Raw genomic sequence first — 18,353 nt, 5'->3', positions numbered from 1 at the left:
ATGACTGAACCGCTTCTCAAGGTCGAAAACCTCAACGTCACCTTCACCAATTACGGCCGCACCCGGCAGGTGCTGCGCGATGTCGCCTTCACGGTTGCCGCCGGCGAACGCGTGGCGTTGATCGGCGAAACCGGGTCGGGCAAATCCGTCACGGCGAAGGCAATCATCGGTACCCTGCCGAAAAACGCCGCGATCACATCAGGTGCCATCATCATCGATGGCCGGGATGTGCTGTCCATGCCACGCAGGGAGCGTGAGGCCCTGAAGGGGACCGCGTTTTCGCTGATCATGCAGGACCCGCTCTCCTCCTTCAACCCGGTCTTCAAGATCGGCACGCATCTCGATGATGTCATGCGTTTTGCCGATAAGCGCGATGGAATCAACTCGTCCAAGTCCGAGCGTCGCAACCGCATCGGAGCCGTTTTGCGCCGGGTGCAGCTTGCCGACACCGAGCGGGTGATGAACGCCTATCCGTCCGAACTTTCGGGCGGTATGCGCCAGCGCGTGTTGATCGGGCTTGCCCTGCTGCATCAGCCGAAGCTCCTGATCGCGGACGAGCCGGGCACGGCACTTGATGTGACGACGCAGGATGAAATCCTCAATCTCATCAACCAGCTGGTCGCCGAAGAAAACATGGCGCTCTTGATGATCACCCACAATCTCGGCGTCGTGCGCAAGGTGGCGGATCGGGTCGTGGTTATGCATCACGGCGATATCGTCGAGACCGGACCCTGCGCGCAAATCCTCCATAGCCCCGCCGAGGATTACACGCGCTCGCTTCTGGATGCCGTGCCTCCGCTTTATGGCCCGCGCGTGACCGATCTGGCGCAGAGCACGCGTTCGCCCATCGTCACCATCGAAGGGCTGAACAAGATTTATGGTCGGCGCAACGGTTATCACGCCGTGCGGGATGTGAATCTGACGCTCAAGGAAGGCGAGGTATTCGGCCTGGCGGGTGAATCCGGCTCCGGCAAAACTTCCGTCGCCCGTATGATCATGGGCCTTTCGCGCCCGACCTCCGGCAATCTTGTCATTGACGCTCCCGCGCCTGCGCGCGGCAAGCGATTGACGCAGATCGTCTATCAAAACCCGGGCACCTCGCTTAATCCGAAGCGCACGGTGAAACAGACGCTTGCCTTGCCGCTGAAATCCATCGGCATGGATGGGCAGGCGCGTGAGAACCGCATGCAGGAACTGATGGGGCTGGTGCGGCTGCCGCAATCCTATCTTGGCAAATATCCGCATGAGCTGTCCGGCGGCCAGAAGCAGCGTGTGGCGATTGCCCGGGCGTTGGCGGCTGAGCCGAAAATTCTCATCCTCGATGAGCCAACGGCCGCACTCGATGTGTCCGTGCAGAAGACGGTTATCGACCTTCTGCTGCAGCTGCGTGAGGAGCTTGGCCTGACCTATCTGATGATCTCGCACGACCTGTCGCTGATGCGGAATTTCTGTTCGCGCATCGCCATCATGCTGCGGGGCGAGATTGTCGAAGAGGGCGTGACGTCGGCGGTCTTCGCCGAACCGGCCCATCCCTACACCCGCGCCCTGATCGCGGCTATCCCCGTCGTCACCGACGAGGAAGAACGTCTCAAACCCACGGTGACCGAGGAGGAGCGCATGCGCTTCCTCGTTAAATCGACCGATTGATGAAAGAGGAGCCTGACGTGTATCGCGTTGGAATTGACGTCGGCGGCACGAATACCGATGCCGTTGTGTTGCAGGATAAGACCGTTCTGGCGGGGGTGAAGGCCTCCACGACAGAGGATGTGACGTCAGGCGTCATCGAAGCCCTGGAAAAGGTCATCGAGGCATCGGGCATAGACAGGGCGCGCATCGGTGCCGTGATGATCGGCACCACACATTTCACCAATGCGGTGATCGAGCGCCGGCATATGGACGAGATTGCAGCCATCCGGCTCGGCCTGCCTTCCGGCGCCGGCCTGCCGCCCATGGTCGACTGGCCGGATGATCTCAAGGAAATCGTTGGCAACCACGGTTATCAGGTGCGCGGCGGTTATGAATTCGACGGTCGCGAAATTTCGCCGCTCGATGAGGACGAGATCGTTCGCATCGCCGCCGATATTCGCGCCAAGGGCCTGAAGGCCGCTGCCGTCACCTGCGTTTTCAGCGGCATCAATGATGCTATGGAACTTCGGGCGAAAGAAATCCTGCAGGAACGCTGCCCCGGTCTGCCGGTGGTGATGTCCAAGGATATCGGCCGCCATGGCCTGCTTGCACGCGAAAGTGCGGCAATCATGAATGCCAGCCTGCTGTCGCTTGCCGACCGCACGGTTGCGGCTTTCGGCGACGCGCTGAAGGCTGCGGGCATCACCTGCCCGTTCTATATCACACAGAACGACGGTACGCTGATGGCGGCTGATGTAGTGCGCGGTTTCCCCGTGCTCACCTTCGCCTCCGGTCCGACGAACTCCATGCGTGGTGCGGCCTTCCTCACCGGTCTCAAGGATGCCGTGGTCGTGGATGTCGGCGGCACCACGTCGGACGTCGGCTCGCTTTCACACGGTTTCCCGCGTCAGGCCTCGACCACGGTGGATATTGGCGGCGTGCGCACCAATTTCCGCATGCCTGACGTTTTCTCCATCGGTCTCGGCGGCGGTTCGCTTGTGGTCAATGGCGACCATGGCCTGACTGTCGGGCCGAAATCCGTTGGTTACCGCGTCCGCCGCGAGGCGCTCTGCTTCGGTGGCTCGACCCTGACGGCGACCGATATCGCGGTTGCCTCCGGCAAGGCGGATGTTGGCGAGAGAAAGCTGGTTTCCAGCCTCGACAAAAAGCTCGTGGATGCGGCCGTCAACAAGATCAACGACATGCTTGAAGCCTGCGTGGAGCGCAGCCGCATTTCGTCGTCACCGGTGCCGGTTATCGCCGTTGGCGGCGGTTCCATCCTGATGCCGGATCGCATCGGTGATCTTGAGGTTATCCGGCCTGAGAATTTCGCGGTGGCCAATGCCGTTGGCGCGGCCATTGCGCAGATCAGCGGTGAGACCGACCGGGTCTTCTCACTCGTCGATGGACGCACGCGCGAGAGCGCACTGGCGGAGGCAGAAGCGGAGGCCCGCGAAAAGGCGGTTGCCGCCGGCGCGATTGCCGCGACGCTCGAAGTAATCGAGCGCGAGGATATGCCGCTGGCTTACCTGCCCGGCAACGCCACCCGCATTCATGTGAAAGTTGTTGGAGAAATGGGAGCCAATCATGGCTGAGACACGCAAGCTGAAATATGACGAGGCGGCATTGCGGACGCTGACGCGTGAAGATCTCGACGCACTGGAAATCGGCGCAGGCATTCTCGGCACGGGCGGCGGCGGCAATCCGTATCTCGGGAAGCTTCTGGCGCTGGAGGCCATGAAGGCCGGCTACGAGATGAAGATTCTCGCAACCGACGCCATCGAGCCGGACGCGCTCTGCATGTCCATCGGCGGTATCGGCGCGCCCGTCGTCGGCGTCGAGCGCATTCGCGAAGGCCGTGAAGGCCTGCGTTGCCTGCGGGCGATGGAAGAGCTGATCCGCACGCCAGTTGACGCCATCGTCTGCGAGGAAATCGGCGGTTCCAATTCCATGAACCCGCTGGTGACGGCGGCGCTGGGCGGCCTGCCGATCCTCGATTGCGACGGCATGGGCCGGGCATTCCCGGAAATGCAGATGACCACCTTCTCCATCTATGGCCATAGTTCCACGCCCTCGGTGATGTGCGATCTGCACGGTAATGCCGTCATCTTCAGCCATGCCGTTTCCGAGGTCTGGCACGAGCGCATGGCGCGCGCCTGCGTCGTCTCGCAGGGCGGCGGCGCGATGCTGGCGACCGCGCCGATGCAGGCGCACTACGTGCACCAGTATGGCATTCCGAAAACCTACACCAAGGCCATTGCCATCGGTGAGGCGGTGATCCGTGCCCGCAAGCAGCAGGAAGACCCTATTGCTGCAGTCTGCGCGCTCGAAGGCGGGCGGCGCATCTTCAACGGCAAGATCACCGATCTGAAGCGCCATCTTCGCGGCGGTTTCGCCGTCGGCGATCTTACGCTCTCCGGCTTCGACGATTGCGCCGGCCAGACGGCGGGCGTCGCCATCCAGAACGAATTCCTGCTGTTTTCCCGTGACGGCAAGGTGGAAGTGACGGTTCCCGATCTGATCGTCCTGCTCGATGTCGACACCGGTTATCCGATCACCACCGAAGTGCTGCGCTACGGCCAGCGCGTGGCCGTCATCGCCATTCCCTGTCACGACCTGCTGCGCAGCGCCCGCGCGCTTGAGGTCGTCGGGCCGGCGGCCTTCGGCTATCCGGACATTCCTTTCTCACCGCTGCCCGTTCCGGTCAGCAAGGCTGCCTAACCATAAGCGGGCCCGATGACCCGCAATAAAGAGGAGAACGATAATGAAAATGCCTGTAGTTTCTTCCCGTCTCGCCGCACTGGCGCTCGGCACGGCGCTCGCGTTGCCGGTCCTTTCTTCTGCGGCCCTTGCGGAAGACAAGGTGTCGGTCGCGGTCAACACCATGCAGATATTCAGCTCGCTCGACCCGGCGAAAGTGACTGACTACACCGGCTACATGGCCATCGTGAACATGTATGACGGACTTACCACGGTGAACGCCAAGGGCGAAATCGTGCCGCATCTGGCGAAATCCTGGGAGATTTCCGCGGACGGCCTGACCTACACCTTCCACCTGCGCGACGATGCGAAGTTCCAGGACGGTACGGCAGTGAAGGCGGCCGATCTTGCCTGGTCGATCCAGCGCCTGCTCGGCATCAACAAGGGCCCGTCGAACCTCATCGTCGGCGTGCTGAAGCCCGAAAACGTTACCGCGCCTGACGATGCCACGCTGGTCATGAAGATCGAACGCCAGTTCTCGCCCTTCATGGCGGCGACGCCGCTGATGATGGCAATGAACAAGACGCTGATCGAAGCCAATGCCAAGCCCGAAGACAAATGGGGTGAGGCTTATGTCGGCGAACATTCCGCCGGTTCCGGCCCCTACAAGTTGGTCAGCTACAACCGCTCGGCCGACATGGTCATCGCCCGTAACGCCGATTATTTCCTCGGCTGGACCAAGGGCAAGCCGATCGATGAGGTACGCTTCGTGCAGACCAGCGACGACGCCACCGTCAAGGCGTTGGCGGAAAAGGGCGAGCTTGGACTTTCCTCGCACGGGCTCGGCAACGACACCTATGAATCCATCGGCCGGATGAAGGGTTACAAGCTGATCCAGACCCGCACCGCCGGCGGTTTCGTCATCAAGCTCAACACCAAGGTCTATCCGACCGACGACGTCCACGTTCGTCGCGCCATCGCCTATGCGACCGACTACAAGACGATCCAGGAAGTGATCTATCCGGGCTTCGATATGAAAGGCCCGCTCTCTGACGCGTTCAAGGACGCGCATAATGGCGATATCCAGCCGGGCGTTTACGATCTGGAAAAAGCCAAGGAAGAGCTGGCGAAGTCGAAATATGCCGGCCAGAAGATCACGCTCGTCAACAGCTATGTCGCGTCGCTCGCCTTCGAGGCGGAAGTGGCGCTGCTGTTGCAGTCCAGCCTCGAGCAGATCGGCATCACGCTCGATATCAAGCCTGAGCCGTGGAACCGTATCGTCGAGCTTTCTTCCAAGCCCGAAACAACGCCGGCATCGACGCAGGTGAACATCTCGCCGACCTATCCGTCGCCGGATTCGATGTTCTACAACCAGTATCATTCCAAGGCATCCGGCACCTGGATGTCGATGGAATGGCTGCAGAACGCAGAAATCGACGGGCTGATCGACAAGGTTCGCGCCACCACTGATGTGAACGAGCAGAACGCTACCTACAAGGAGCTGCAGACAAAGATCGTCGATCTTCAGCCTGACGTCTGGGCGGTTGCGCCGAACCGCCGTTATGCGGCGAATAAGTGCCTTCAGGGTTACGAGTTCATTCCCATGCAGAGCTGGGATCTGAACTTTTCAAACTTCCATTGGGACTGCAAAGCGGAGTGATCTTCACTTCATGAAAACCGGCCCCGCCACAAAGGCGGGGCCTGCCAGACTTGGAACTTCAAAGGGAAGGAGCATCGCCTGCGGCCGGAAAGGCTGCGGCATGCCCGAGGATGACGCATGATCCAGGAATTTTCCGAAGACGATATCGAACCTCTGGCCACCGGCGCCTGGATCCTGGGAACGGGTGGCGGCGGCAATCCCTATATCTCGACGCTCAATCTGCGGCGTCTCTATGCCGAGGGGCGACGGGTCAAGGTCATGGATCCCATGGCGCTTGCCGATGACGACATGGTCGCCGTCGTGTCCAAGATGGGTGCCCCGCTTGTCGGTCAGGAACGGCTGGGAGACCCCGTGCATCTTGCCCGCGCTGTCGAGGTCATGGAGGATTATCTCGGCAAGCCGTTCCGGGCGATCATGAGTGTGGAGATCGGCGGCTCCAACGCGCTCTCGTCTTTCCTCGCTGCCGCCATCCTCGACCGGCCGGTCGTCAATGCCGACGCCATGGGACGCGCCTATCCCGAAGCGCAGATGACATCCTTCGCCATCGGCAACCTGCCGATGTTTCCGCTGTCGCTGGTCGATGTGCGCGACAATGAGGTGATCGTAACGCGGGCAGCCTCATGGAAATGGATGGAGCGTATCTCGCGTAAGGTCTGCACCGAAGTGGGCTCCACCGCCGCCACCTGCAAGGCGCCGCGCACCGGCAAGGAAGTGAAGGAGTGGGGCATTCATTATACCGTCACCAAGGCGACCGAACTCGGGCGCGCGGTGATGGAGGCCCGTGCGCGCCATGACGATCCCGTTCAGGCGGTTCTCGACCACGAGGGCGGCAAGCAGCTGTTTCGCGGCAAGGTGGTGGATGTGGCCCGCGAGACCACGGGTGGTTTCCTGCGCGGCAGCACGACCATTGAAGGCATCGATGCCGACCGTGGCTCGCGCATGGAGCTCGCATTTCAGAATGAGTGGGCCGTTGCCTTCCGCGATGGCCAGCCAGTCGCCATGACGCCGGACCTGCTTTGCCTTCTCGATACGGTTTCCGGCGGCGCCATCGGTACGGAATCGGTGCGTTACGGCCAGCGCGTGACGGTTGTCGCCCTGCCGGCACCCGAGCTTTTGACGACGCCTGCCGGCATCGCTGCCGTCGGCCCGCGCGCCTTCGGTTATGACATTGACTTCAGATCGGTATTCCCATGAAACGCATCGGTATTGACGTTGGCGGCACCAATACGGATGCCGTTTTGATCGATGGAGACACCATTGTCGCCTCCATCAAGGTTCCGACCACGCAGGATGTCCTGTCGGGCGTAAAAGCAGCGCTCGCCCATGTGTCTGGCCATGTCGGCGCGACGGATCGACCGGTCGACGCGGTGATGATCGGCACCACCCATTTCACCAACGCGGTGGTGGAGCGCGCCCGGCTGGAACGGGTTGCCGCCATCCGCATCGCTCTGCCGACCGGTTCTTCGCTGCCGCCCATGTGCGACTGGCCAAAAGATTTGTACGACGCTGTCGATCCGTTGATCTTCATGGTCCATGGTGGCCATGAATATGACGGCAGCCCGCTGGTGCCGATGATTCCCGATGAAATTCGGGAGGCGGCGATGAAAATCCGCGATGCGGGCATCACCTCCATCGCCATTTCGGCAACCTTCTCGCCGCTGACAACGGAATGCGAAGTGCGGGCGGCGGAAATCGTCCGTTCGGTCATTCCCGATGCACGCATCACGCTTTCCCATACGCTTGGCCGCATCGGGCTTCTGGAGCGGGAAAACGTCGCCCTGCTGAACGCGGCACTGCAAACCCTTGGCAAGACCACCGTTCAGGCATTTTCGGATGCGTTGCGCGAAGCAGGTGTGAAGGCGCCATTCTATCTGACCCAGAATGACGGCACGGTGGCGCTCGCGGATGTCGCCGCTGCCAACCCGGTGCACAGCTTCGCTTCCGGCCCGACGAACTCAATGCGGGGTGCTGCCTTCCTCACCGGGCTAACCGATGCCATGGTGGTGGATGTCGGCGGCACGACTTCCGATATTGGCTGCCTTGTCGGCGGTTTTCCGCGGGAAGCGAACAATATCGTCCATATTGGCGGGGTGCGCACGCTCTTCCGCATGCCCGATCTTCTGCCGATTGCGCTCGGCGGCGGCACGATCGTTGATCCTGAGACGGGCAAGATCGGTCCACGCTCGGTCGGTTATCGCATCCTGACGCAGGCCCGTGTTTTCGGCGGCGATACGCTCACGACCTCGGATATTGCCGTTGCCGCGGGGCTGATCGAGATGGGTGACCGCGACCGTGTCAAAGGCCTCGATCCGGCTTTCGTGCAGGCCACACTCCAACGCATCCGTGACATGGTGGCCGACAGTTTCGACCAGATGAAGACCTCGGCGGAAGATGTGCCGCTCGTTGCCGTCGGCGGCGGGGCGTTTTTGATTCCCGAGACGGTTCCGGGTGCGTCGGAAGTGCTGCGTGTGGAAAATGCCGGCGTTGCCAATGCGCTGGGCGCGGCGATGGCGCAGGTTTCCGGCGAGGTTGACCAGGTCTTTTCCGGCCTGAGCCGCGAGGAGGCCCTTGCGAAAGCAGAGACCGAGGCGCAGAACGCGGCGATTGCTTCTGGAGCGGAGCGAGCGAGCCTAAAGACGCTTGAGGTGGAAGATATCCCGATTGCCTATCTGCCTGGCGGCGCGCGGCGGGTTCGCGTGCGGGTCATCGGCGATATCGCCTTTCATTGATGGTAAGAGGCCCTGCGGTGGGCGGGGCGACGAGGGGAGAGAACATGACGAAGATCGCACTGGCCATTCACGGTGGTTGCGGCGTTATGCCGGAAGACAGCATGACTTCAGAGGAGTGGACCGCTGCGCGCGATGATCTGGCAGCGGCGCTGCGTGCCGGTTATGGCGTATTGAAGGCTGGCGGAACCGCGCTTGAGGCGGTCGAGGCGGCGGTCGTTGTCATGGAGGACAGCCCGCATTTTAACGCAGGGCATGGCGCCGCACTGAACGAGAACGGCATCCACGAACTCGATGCCTCGATCATGGATGGTGCCACATTGGCAGCGGGCGCGATCAGCGCGTCCCGCGCCATTCGCAATCCGGTGAAAGCCGCCCGCGCACTGATGGCGGATGACCGTGCCGTCTATCTGACGGGGGAGGCGGCCGACCGCTTTGCAGAGGAAAAGGGGCTCGCGACCGAGCCGCAATCCTATTTCACGACTCAAAAGCGCCGTGAAGCACTGGCGGCGATGAAGCGCCACGCCGCCGCTGGCACGGAAGCGACGGAAAACGAGAAACACGGAACCGTGGGTGCGGTGGCGCTCGATGCGGCGGGCCATCTTGCCGCGGCTACCTCGACAGGTGGCTACACCAACAAGCCCGATGGCCGGGTGGGTGACAGCCCGGTGATCGGGGCAGGCACCTATGCACGGGATGGGGCCTGCGCGGTTTCCGGCACCGGCAAGGGCGAATTTTTTATCCGCTACGTCGTTGGTCACGAGATCGCATCCCGCGTCGCCTATCTCGGGCAGGATCTGGAGACGGCTGCTGGCAATCTCGTCCATAAGGATCTGGCGCCCTACGATATTGGCGCGGGTCTTGTGGCTATCGATGCCGAAGGCGGGATTGCAGCGCCCTACAATACCCCCGGCATGTTCCGCGGCTGGGTTACCCCCACGGGTGATGCTTGCGTGGCCACCCATGACACCGTGTATTCGGTGGAACTTTAGGCAATTGCCGCGTGCGGGATAAAAAACCGGTGACATGAAGCGTTATCGGCGGCAAAACGTCAGAACCGAAACCGGCTTGTCTCTTCATCCATGGTGCTGGCCTCATGAACATCAAGCAGCTCGAAGTTCTTCGCACGCTTCTTTCCACCGGCTCGACCATCGCCACGGCCAAGGCAATGGGGCTTAGCCAATCCGGTATCAGCCGGCTGCTGGCGCAGCTTGAGGCCGACCTGTCTCTGACGCTGTTTGCCCGCGACAAAGGGCGGCTCATTCCGACACCGGAGGCGGTGCTGCTTGCGCGGGATGCGGAAAACGTGCTGCTTGCGGTCGACCGCATGTCCGGTCATGCGGAAGATTTGCGGAATGGTGCGGCTGGTCCGGAAATCGTGCGCATCGGGCTGCCGAGCAGCATGTGGGAAAATTTCGCGCCCGCCATGCTGATCGACTATGTCCGGGATTTTCCCGGCGTTCGCATCGAGACTTTTTTCGAGACGACGACCGCCATCAACAAGCTTGTCGGCGAGCGGGTGATTGATCTCGGTTTCCTGCGGATGGAAGGTGAGATCGGGCCGGGCATCGACGTCGAGCGTGTCGCGACCGGCAAGAGTGTGTGCGTGGTCCGGGAGGATCATCCGCTGGCAGCGCTTGACGAAATTACCGTGAAGGACCTGCGCAACATTCCGCTCGTCCTGATCGGCCGCCAGCGGCCAAATCGCATGGCGCTCGATCAGGTGTTCAAAAAGGCTGGCGTCAAACCGATGGTGAAGATCGAGACTCACACCAACAGTTCCGCCTGCGCCTATGTGGCGCACGGGTTGGGGGTAACGATCATCAGCAGTTTTTATGCCAACCTCTATCGGCACCTGCCCGTTGTCGCGCGGCCGTTCGTCCCGCAGGCGACGCAGGAGTTCGGTCTTGCCCGCGCCTCCGGGGCACCGCTCTCCATCGCTGCGCAGGCGCTGAGCGATGCCTTGAAACGGAAAATCCAGCTCTCGCAAAAGATCGTCTGAAGCGGGATTTTGGGCGGAAGATGTCCTTGTCCTCATCGGGATGACCGCGCCGTCATTATGCATAGAGGTATGACGTTTATGCATAATATTGCGTGATATTTCTCAATCCGTCATAGTCGCCAGCAATGAAACCGATAGAGGCGGGCTGTCATTACCTGCCATCAATCGTGGGGAACCGATGATAAGATTCATACTGAGCCGTCTTTTGATGGCGCTGCCGACGATCGCATTCGTGTCGATCACGGTGTTTGCGCTCATCCGCTTCATTCCCGGCGATCCGGCCGCCCTGATGCTGGGCGACATGGCGCAACCGGAACAGATCGAAGCCATGAGGACCGAGCTCGGCCTCGACAAGTCCATGCCGCAACAGTTCGTCATCTGGGCCGGCAATGTGGTGCAGGGCGATTTCGGTCGCTCCATCGTCAATGACGAGCCGGTGCTGCCGCTGGTCGTCTCGCGCTTTCTCGTCAGCGCCGAGATCGTCGTGGTTGCGGTGCTTCTCGCCAGCCTGATTGCGGTTCCGGCAGGCGTGATCGCCGCCTGGAAACAGAACAGCCTGACTGATCTCGCGCTGGTCGGAACGGCGACGCTGCTTCTGTCCATTCCCACGTTCTGGCTTGGCCTTCTGCTTCTTCTGTTTTTCGGCCTGAAACTCGGCTGGCTGCCGGTGCTCGGATATGTGTCGATCAGCGACAATCTCGTCGGCGGCATGCTTTATCTCGTCCTGCCCGTCATGACGCTGGTAATCCACGAAATGGGTGTTCTGATCCGCATGGCGCGCGCCTCGACGCTGGAGGTTCTGCGGCTGGATTACATCACCCACGCCCGCGCCAAGGGCCTTTCGGAAAGCGCCGTTCTCTGGCGGCACGCCTTCAAGAATGCCTTCGGTCCTACCTGGACAATGATCGGCCTCATCCTTGCCAATCTTCTCGGCGGCATCGCCGTCATCGAAACGGTGTTCACCATTCCGGGCCTCGGACGGTTGATGGTCGACAGTATTTTTGCCCGCGACTATCCGGTCATACAGGGCTGTCTGCTGTTCGTCTCGCTCTCCTATGTTCTGGTCAACCTGTTCGTCGACCTTCTCTATCCCCTGTTCGATCCGCGCGTGGTTGCCGAATGAAAAAGTTCACACTCAACGGGCTTATCGGCGGCTTTCTCATCGCCCTCCTGCTCATTACCGCCGCAACCGGCCTGTTCTGGACACCTTATGATCCAATGAAGCTCGGTTTCGCCTCGCGTCTGGCCAGTCCAAGCGCCAGCCATCTTCTCGGCACCGATGAATTCGGGCGCGATGTTTTGAGCCGCCTGATGGTCGGCGCACGTGCCAGCGTCTGGATCGGCTTCCTGACGGTCAGCTTCGCGACGATCTGCGGCACGCTGATCGGCCTTGTCAGCGGTTATGCGCGGGGCTGGGTGGATGGCGTCATCATGGCCATCAACAATGCGCTTCTCGCCTTTCCCGGCATTCTGCTGGCGCTGGGCCTGCTCGCGGTGTTCGGCGCAAACCAGTATGGCATCATCTTCGCTCTAGGTATCGCTTATACGCCATCCATGGCCCGCGTGGTGCGCGGTGCCGTGCTTTCTCTGCGTGAGCGTGAATTCATCGAGGCGTCGCTGGTGATGGGCAATGGTGAAATCTACACCATGTTCCGCCACATCCTGCCCAATTGCATCGCGCCGATCACGGTTCTTGCCACTTCCATGTTTGGCTGGGCCATTCTGTCGGAAAGTGCGCTCTCCTTCCTTGGCCTTGGTGTGCCGCCGCCGGCCCCCACCTGGGGCAATATGCTGGCCGCCGGCCGACCCTTCATCCAGCAGGCCGTGTGGCTGGGTCTTTTCCCCGGTCTCTGCATCGCGCTGACGCTGCTCGGCATCAATCTTTTGGGCGATGCCCTCCGCGACAGGCTTGACCCGCGCATGAGAGGTCTCAAATGACTGATAATACACTTCTCACCGTCCGGGGCCTTTCGCTCGAAGTCGCCAGAACCGGCCATCGGGTGGTCAAGGATGTTTCCTTCGATATAGCCGCGGGCGAAATCTTCGGCATCGTCGGTGAAAGCGGTTCGGGTAAAACGCTCGCCACCCGCGCGCTCATCTCGCTTCTGCCACCGGCCATCGCTGTCACCGGCGGATCGATCGTCTACAAGGGGCAGGATGTGATGTCCCTGCCGGTGAAGGCGCTTCGAAATCTGCGCGGCGCGGAGATCGGTGTGGTGTTTCAGGAGCCGATGACCTCCCTCAATCCATCAATGACGATAGGCCGGCAGCTGGAAGAGGGGCTGATCCTTCACACGAAATTGTCGGGAGAAGAGCGCCGCGCGAGAATTCTCGACATGCTGAGCCGGGTCGGCATCCGCGACCCCGAAGGCGCGTTGACGGCCTATCCGCATGAGTTTTCCGGCGGTATGCGCCAGCGCATCATGCTGGCCTCGGTCATGCTGTTGAAACCCGCTTTGCTGATTGCCGACGAGCCGACGACGGCACTTGACGCTGTCATCCAGCGCGATGTCATGGAACTGATGGTGGAGCTGACACGTGCGGAAGGCACCGCCGTTTTGCTCATCAGCCATGATCTGCCGATGGTGGCGCGTTATACCAGACGCATCGTGGTCATGGAAAAAGGCGCGATTGTCGAGCAGGGCCGTACCGAGGACCTGCTGGACGCGCCGCAGCACCCATATACCAAGAAGCTGCTTTCCTCCCTGCCGTTCCGCGGCGAGCCGCGCCGTATAGACACCTCCAAGGCGCCGATGGTTTCGGCCCGCGATATCGTTGTGGATTATGCCGGTCGCAAATCGCTGCTGAAAAAAGCCAAACCGAAGCGGGCGCTGCATGGCGTCAGCATCGATATTCATGAGGGAGAGGTCGTGGCGCTCGTCGGTGGTTCCGGTTCCGGCAAAACGACGCTTGGCCGCACCATTGCCGGGCTCGTCAAGGAAAGCGAAGGGCATATCCGCTTTCAGGGCCGCGAGCGCAACGAGGACTGGAAGGATTATCGCCTGAATTGCCAGATGGTGTTTCAGGATCCCTATTCCTCGCTTGATCCGCGCATGACCATTCAGGCGCTGGTGGAGGAGGCATTGCGCCTCATGCCTGACCTCGATCAGGCCGCCAAGCGCAAGCGGGCGCTGGAAACACTGGAGGAAGTGGGGCTCGGCGCTGACTACGCCGCCCGTTATCCGCACGAGCTTTCCGGCGGCCAGCGCCAGCGCGTGGCGATTGCCCGCGCCATTGCCCGCCGTCCGCGGTTCCTGATCGCCGACGAACCGGTCTCGGCACTCGACGTGACGGTGCGGGCGCAGGTGCTCGATCTCTTTTCCGATTTGCAGAAACGTTACGGCTTTTCCTGCCTGTTCATCAGCCATGATCTCGGTGTGGTGGAGCAGGTGGCGGACCGTGTCGTCGTCATGCAGGACGGGCGCATCATCGAAGAGGGTGACCGCGACACGATTTTCGACAGTCCGAAGGAAGCCTATACGCGCCGGCTGCTCTCGGCCATTCCCGCCCTCGACCAGAATGAAAAGGGCGGCGTGACACTGAAATGGCGTCTGGAAGATGAAGTTTAACAGGAAGATGACAATGACAGTGGCTGCCCAATTAAATGCGATCTGTGATGCACAGCCTTTCGTGACGCGCTTCATGGTGCGCAATCTCCTGACCGGTGAAGAGATCGGCCGGGGAGAAAACGAGGAGACGCCATCGGGCAGCACCCGCAAGACGTCGATCATGATGGCAGTGCTCAAGGCCGCCAGCGAAGGGCGGATCGATCTCGACCAGCCCGTCATCTACGAAAAGCGGCTGGCGGAAGAGGTGGCGAGCGGCATGTTCCGCTACATGACCCCGGGTATCGTGATTTCGCTACGCGATGCCGTCGCCGGCATGATGGTGCTGAGCGATAATGTCTGCACCAAGATGGTGCTGGAGAGGCTGACGCTGGAAGAGGTGGACGGCTATTGCAAATCGCTCGGCATGTCCAACACCCATCATCGTTTTCTCATTCCGCCATTGGCACTGGCGGCGGACCATCCGCTTAAAACCGTCACCACAACGTCGGCGGCGGACCAGGTGTTGCTGTTGCAGACCATTCTCGATGCCCAGTCCTCACGGCAAGCGCAGGCGAAGCTCGGATGCAGTGCGCAATTGTGCGAATGGGCGATGCAGACGCTGAAGAACCAGATTTTGCGTTATGGAATTCGCTCCCGCCTGCCGTTCGAGGCCGTGGTGTCGAGCAAGAGCGGTCGCGGCAAACGTGGTCGCATGGATGCGGGCATCGTCTACAGAAACGGCGCGCCGTCCTTCATCATCACCGCCTATACCGATGAGGTGCCGCAAACCATGCCTGACGGCACGCCGGGATACACCATCGCGCTCGAAACGATCGGCCGGCTGGCGCAGGCGTGCTGGGATGGCTTTCATCAATAACAATCAACGACAACAAAAAGGGTAGAACAGTGAAAAAACTTCTTCTCGCAGGCGTTGCCCTGCTCGTAACGGCCAACATAACCGCAGCACGCGACATCACCATTGCGCAGAGCTCGGATCTGCGCAGCAACAACCCGGGGGTGAACCGCGATGGCAATACGGATGGGGTCATCCTGCATATCGTCGAGGGTCTCGTCGGCTATAACAATGCCGGTGAGGTGAAGCCGCTTCTCGCAGAAAGCGTCGAGGTCGCCCCTGATGGCCTGACCTATACGTTCAAGCTGCGCAAGGACGTGAAATTCCACAACGGCAAGCCGCTCACCGCGGAGGATGTCGTCTGGAACTGGACGCGTTACCTGAAGCCGGAAACCAAATGGGCCTGCCTCAACGATTTCGTCGAGGGCGGCGCAGCACACGTCACTGGCGTCAAGGCCACGGACGCTTCCACTGTCGAGATCACCCTGGAAAAACCATCCGGCGTTTTCCTGGGCCTCATGTCACGCCCGGAATGCGGTTATACGGGCATGATCTCACAGGAATCGGTTGCCTCCGATGGCAGCTTCGTCAAGCCGATCGGCACCGGGCCGTTTCAGTGGGACGAGTGGAAGAAGGGCGAGTATATCCGTCTCGCCAAGTTTGCCGACTACGTTTCGCCGGCAAATGACGGTAAGCCTGACGGCATGGTCGGCTCCAAGCGGCCGCTGGCCGATGGCGTCAAGTTCATGGTCATCCCCGATGCATCGACCGTGAAGGCGGGTCTTGAATCCGGCGTGCTTGATACGGCCGAGATTTCCCCCGATCTCATTCCGGAGTTCAAGACCAACGAAAAGATGCAACTCATCGTTTCCCGCAACAACGGCAAGAACCTGTTCTACATCCAGACCCGTGACAAGGTGCTGAGCAATCCCGGCGTGCGTCGCGCCATGGCGATGGCACTCGATCTTGATGAACTGGTTGCCGCCGCATCCAACGGCACGGGCGAGGCCAACGGTTCGATGGTTTCGCAGGATTCTGTCTATTATGGTGAGACCCAGAAGAAGCGTCCGGCCTATGACATCGATGCCGCCAAGAAGGAGCTTGAGGCGGCCGGTTACAAGGGCGAACCAATCTCGATCATCGCCAACAAGCGTGGCAACGTGCCGAGCTTCCCGGCCGCAGTCATGGCGCAGGCGATGATGCAGCAGGCGGGCCTCAACGTGCAGATCGAGGTGCTGGACTATGCCACCCAGGTGGATCGCCGCCGCTCCGGCAATTATCAGGTGATCTCGCAGTCGGTCGCTCCGCGCCTCGACCCGGCGCTGATGTATGCCTTTTATGTCGGCAACAAGGACAAGAACGCTTCCCTGATGTGGGATGATCCGAAGGCGATCGAGCTGATGAAGGCCGCCTATGTTGAGGCCGACCAGACGAAACGCCAGAAGATTTTCGATGAGTTCCATGAGCTGATGCTGAAGGAAATGCCGGGTATCTTCCTCTATGACATGGTCGATGTCTGGGGCGCGACGAAGAAGCTGAAGGGCCAGCCCGTCTGGCAGTCGAACGCTCGCCTCTGGGAGGTCTCGGTCGACAACTGACCCATCCTTGCCCGCGCCGGCGGCTGACCCCGGCGCGGGCTTTCCATTATTAAGCGCGGTAATTTGGCGGTGCCTCTGCCGAAGCGCCTGCGCGTGCCCGAAAAGGGCGGAAATGCGAGGAAAAGCCATGAACCGTGATGCTGTGATGTCGATTGCCGCCGAAATCGAGGCGATGAAGCCTGATTTCACCACTTTGAGCGACAGCATCTGGGATTTTGCCGAACTCAAATTTGAAGAACGGCAATCTGCCGGCGTTCTGGCCGCCGCGCTTGAGGAAAATGGCTTTGCGGTTCGGCGCGGTGTGGCGGGCATGGAAACCGCCTTCATCGGCGAATTTGGCAGGGGCAAGCCCGTTATCGCCTTCCTCGGTGAATTCGATGCGCTGGCTGGCATGAGCCAGGTGGCTGATGTGGCGAAGGTGCAGCCGCGAGAGGAGGGCGCCACCGGCCACGGCTGTGGCCATAACCTGCTCGGCGTCGGCTCATTGATGGCCGCTATTGCGCTCGCCCGGCATCTGAAGGCGAATAATATGCCCGGCACCGTCCGTTATTACGGCTGCCCCGGCGAGGAGGGCGGTTCCGGTAAGACCTTCATGGTGCGTGCCGGCCTGTTTGACGATGTCGATGCTGCGCTGACCTGGCACCCGGCACCGTTCAACGGGGTACGCTCGACCAATAATCTGGCCGTGCTGGAATATTTTTACCGTTTCCAGGGTGTTGCGGCCCACGCTTCCAATGCAGCCCATCTCGGCCGCTCGGCGCTCGATGCCGTCGAACTCATGAATGTCGGCGTCAATTTCCTGCGCGAACACATGCCGCAGGATTGCCGCGTACATTATGCAATCACTGACACTGGCGGCAAGGCGGCAAATGTGGTGCAGGCCAAGGCGGAAGTCCTTTATCTGATCCGCGCCCCGGAAATGCGTCAGGCGCTTGATCTCGCCGCGCGGGTGGACAAGGTGGCGCGCGGTGCGGCACTGATGACCGAGACCGAGGTGGAGATCGTCTTTGATACCGCCTCCACCAATCTCCTGCCCAACATCGCGCTGGAAACGGCGATGCATGAAAACATGGTGGCGCTTGGCCCCGTCGCTTTCGACGAAGCGGATATCGCTTTTGCCAAACGCATCCAGGACACTTTCACCGACGAGGCGATCAAAAGCAGCATCCGGCTCTACCAGATAAAGGGTGATGTCTTTTCCAACCGTAAGATCGACGGCTCGACGCCCCTGCATCTCGGGCTGCGGGATTTCGAGGGGCATTCGCATTTTCGGGCCGGCTCCACCGATGTCGGTGACGTCAGCTGGGTGACACCGACGGCACAATGCTGGACACCCGCCTGGGCGATCGGGACCAATCCGCATACCTGGCAGGTGGTGGCACAAGGCAAAACTCCTGCCGCCCACAAGGCCATGGTGCATGCCGCCAAAACGCTTGCAGCGACAGGTCTTTCACTGATGACATCGCCGGAACTGCTCGCCAGCGCCAAGAAGGAATGGCAGGAAAAGACGGAAGGCAGCAAATATGTCTGCCCGATTCCCGCCGATGTCATGCCGGGTTCCCACCGGTAAGGCGCTACGCACCTCCTTTTGCCGCCGTCCCCGTGCCGCCATATTTCCACAGGCGGCACGGAAGATCCCC

At 60.9% G+C, this 18,353-nt stretch carries 14 protein-coding genes; all 14 read left to right on the top strand.

Features of this window, described 5'->3' with window-relative positions:
* The 14 genes from nikE (at window position 1) to BLU28_RS12970 (ending at window position 18,283) form a co-directional block, all read left to right on the top strand.
* Window positions 1–1,647 (top strand): nickel ABC transporter ATP-binding protein NikE, encoded by a 1,647-nt coding sequence (gene nikE, locus BLU28_RS13035; protein ID WP_077986428.1) that lies wholly within the window; start codon window positions 1–3, stop codon window positions 1,645–1,647.
* A gap of 17 nt (window positions 1,648–1,664) precedes the next feature.
* Window positions 1,665–3,221, top strand: a complete 1,557-nt coding sequence (locus BLU28_RS13030; protein WP_048902984.1) for a hydantoinase/oxoprolinase N-terminal domain-containing protein — start codon at window positions 1,665–1,667, stop codon at window positions 3,219–3,221.
* Window positions 3,214–4,347 carry a DUF917 domain-containing protein gene (locus tag BLU28_RS13025; protein WP_004438394.1) on the top strand — a complete coding sequence of 378 codons (1,134 nt, stop codon included), beginning with the start codon at window positions 3,214–3,216 and terminating at the stop codon, window positions 4,345–4,347. The genes BLU28_RS13030 and BLU28_RS13025 overlap by 8 nt, the downstream gene beginning before the upstream one ends.
* 43 nt (window positions 4,348–4,390) lie before the next feature.
* Complete coding sequence (locus BLU28_RS13020) at window positions 4,391–5,986, top strand: ABC transporter substrate-binding protein (RefSeq protein WP_022563598.1); 1,596 nt, start codon at window positions 4,391–4,393, stop codon at window positions 5,984–5,986.
* A 117-nt stretch (window positions 5,987–6,103) separates the two neighbouring features.
* Window positions 6,104–7,180: a DUF917 domain-containing protein gene (locus tag BLU28_RS13015; protein WP_022563599.1), complete on the top strand. Its 1,077-nt coding sequence runs from the start codon at window positions 6,104–6,106 to the stop codon at window positions 7,178–7,180.
* Window positions 7,177–8,715, top strand: a complete 1,539-nt coding sequence (locus BLU28_RS13010) for a hydantoinase/oxoprolinase N-terminal domain-containing protein (RefSeq protein ID WP_022563600.1) — start codon at window positions 7,177–7,179, stop codon at window positions 8,713–8,715. The genes BLU28_RS13015 and BLU28_RS13010 overlap by 4 nt, the downstream gene beginning before the upstream one ends.
* Window positions 8,716–8,759: 44 nt before the next feature.
* A complete protein-coding gene (locus BLU28_RS13005; RefSeq protein ID WP_004438403.1) occupies window positions 8,760–9,704 on the top strand; it encodes an isoaspartyl peptidase/L-asparaginase family protein in 945 nt (314 codons plus the stop codon).
* Between the two features lie 104 nt (window positions 9,705–9,808).
* Window positions 9,809–10,714, top strand: a complete 906-nt coding sequence (locus BLU28_RS13000; RefSeq protein ID WP_022563601.1) for a LysR family transcriptional regulator — start codon at window positions 9,809–9,811, stop codon at window positions 10,712–10,714.
* Between the two features lie 178 nt (window positions 10,715–10,892).
* Window positions 10,893–11,837, top strand: coding sequence for an ABC transporter permease (locus BLU28_RS12995; protein ID WP_077986426.1), 945 nt, complete (start codon window positions 10,893–10,895; stop codon window positions 11,835–11,837).
* Window positions 11,834–12,652, top strand: a complete 819-nt coding sequence (locus tag BLU28_RS12990) for an ABC transporter permease (RefSeq protein WP_004438408.1) — start codon at window positions 11,834–11,836, stop codon at window positions 12,650–12,652. The genes BLU28_RS12995 and BLU28_RS12990 overlap by 4 nt, the downstream gene beginning before the upstream one ends.
* The gene (locus tag BLU28_RS12985; RefSeq protein ID WP_022563602.1) at window positions 12,649–14,283 is read left to right on the top strand and encodes an ABC transporter ATP-binding protein; all 1,635 of its coding nucleotides are present in this window, start codon (window positions 12,649–12,651) and stop codon (window positions 14,281–14,283) included. Before BLU28_RS12990 ends, BLU28_RS12985 begins: the two co-directional genes overlap by 4 nt.
* A gap of 13 nt (window positions 14,284–14,296) precedes the next feature.
* Window positions 14,297–15,139, top strand: coding sequence for a serine hydrolase (locus BLU28_RS12980; RefSeq protein ID WP_162699258.1), 843 nt, complete (start codon window positions 14,297–14,299; stop codon window positions 15,137–15,139).
* Between the two features lie 29 nt (window positions 15,140–15,168).
* The gene (locus BLU28_RS12975) at window positions 15,169–16,713 is read left to right on the top strand and encodes an ABC transporter substrate-binding protein (protein WP_172873769.1); all 1,545 of its coding nucleotides are present in this window, start codon (window positions 15,169–15,171) and stop codon (window positions 16,711–16,713) included.
* A gap of 127 nt (window positions 16,714–16,840) precedes the next feature.
* Window positions 16,841–18,283: a M20 family metallopeptidase gene (locus BLU28_RS12970; protein WP_077986424.1), complete on the top strand. Its 1,443-nt coding sequence runs from the start codon at window positions 16,841–16,843 to the stop codon at window positions 18,281–18,283.
* Window positions 18,284–18,353 lie beyond the last annotated feature (70 nt).

Source organism: Agrobacterium pusense (assembly GCF_900102105.1).
GTDB classification, from domain to species: domain Bacteria; phylum Pseudomonadota; class Alphaproteobacteria; order Rhizobiales; family Rhizobiaceae; genus Agrobacterium; species Agrobacterium pusense.
This window is presented reverse-complemented; position numbering and strand designations above follow the sequence as displayed.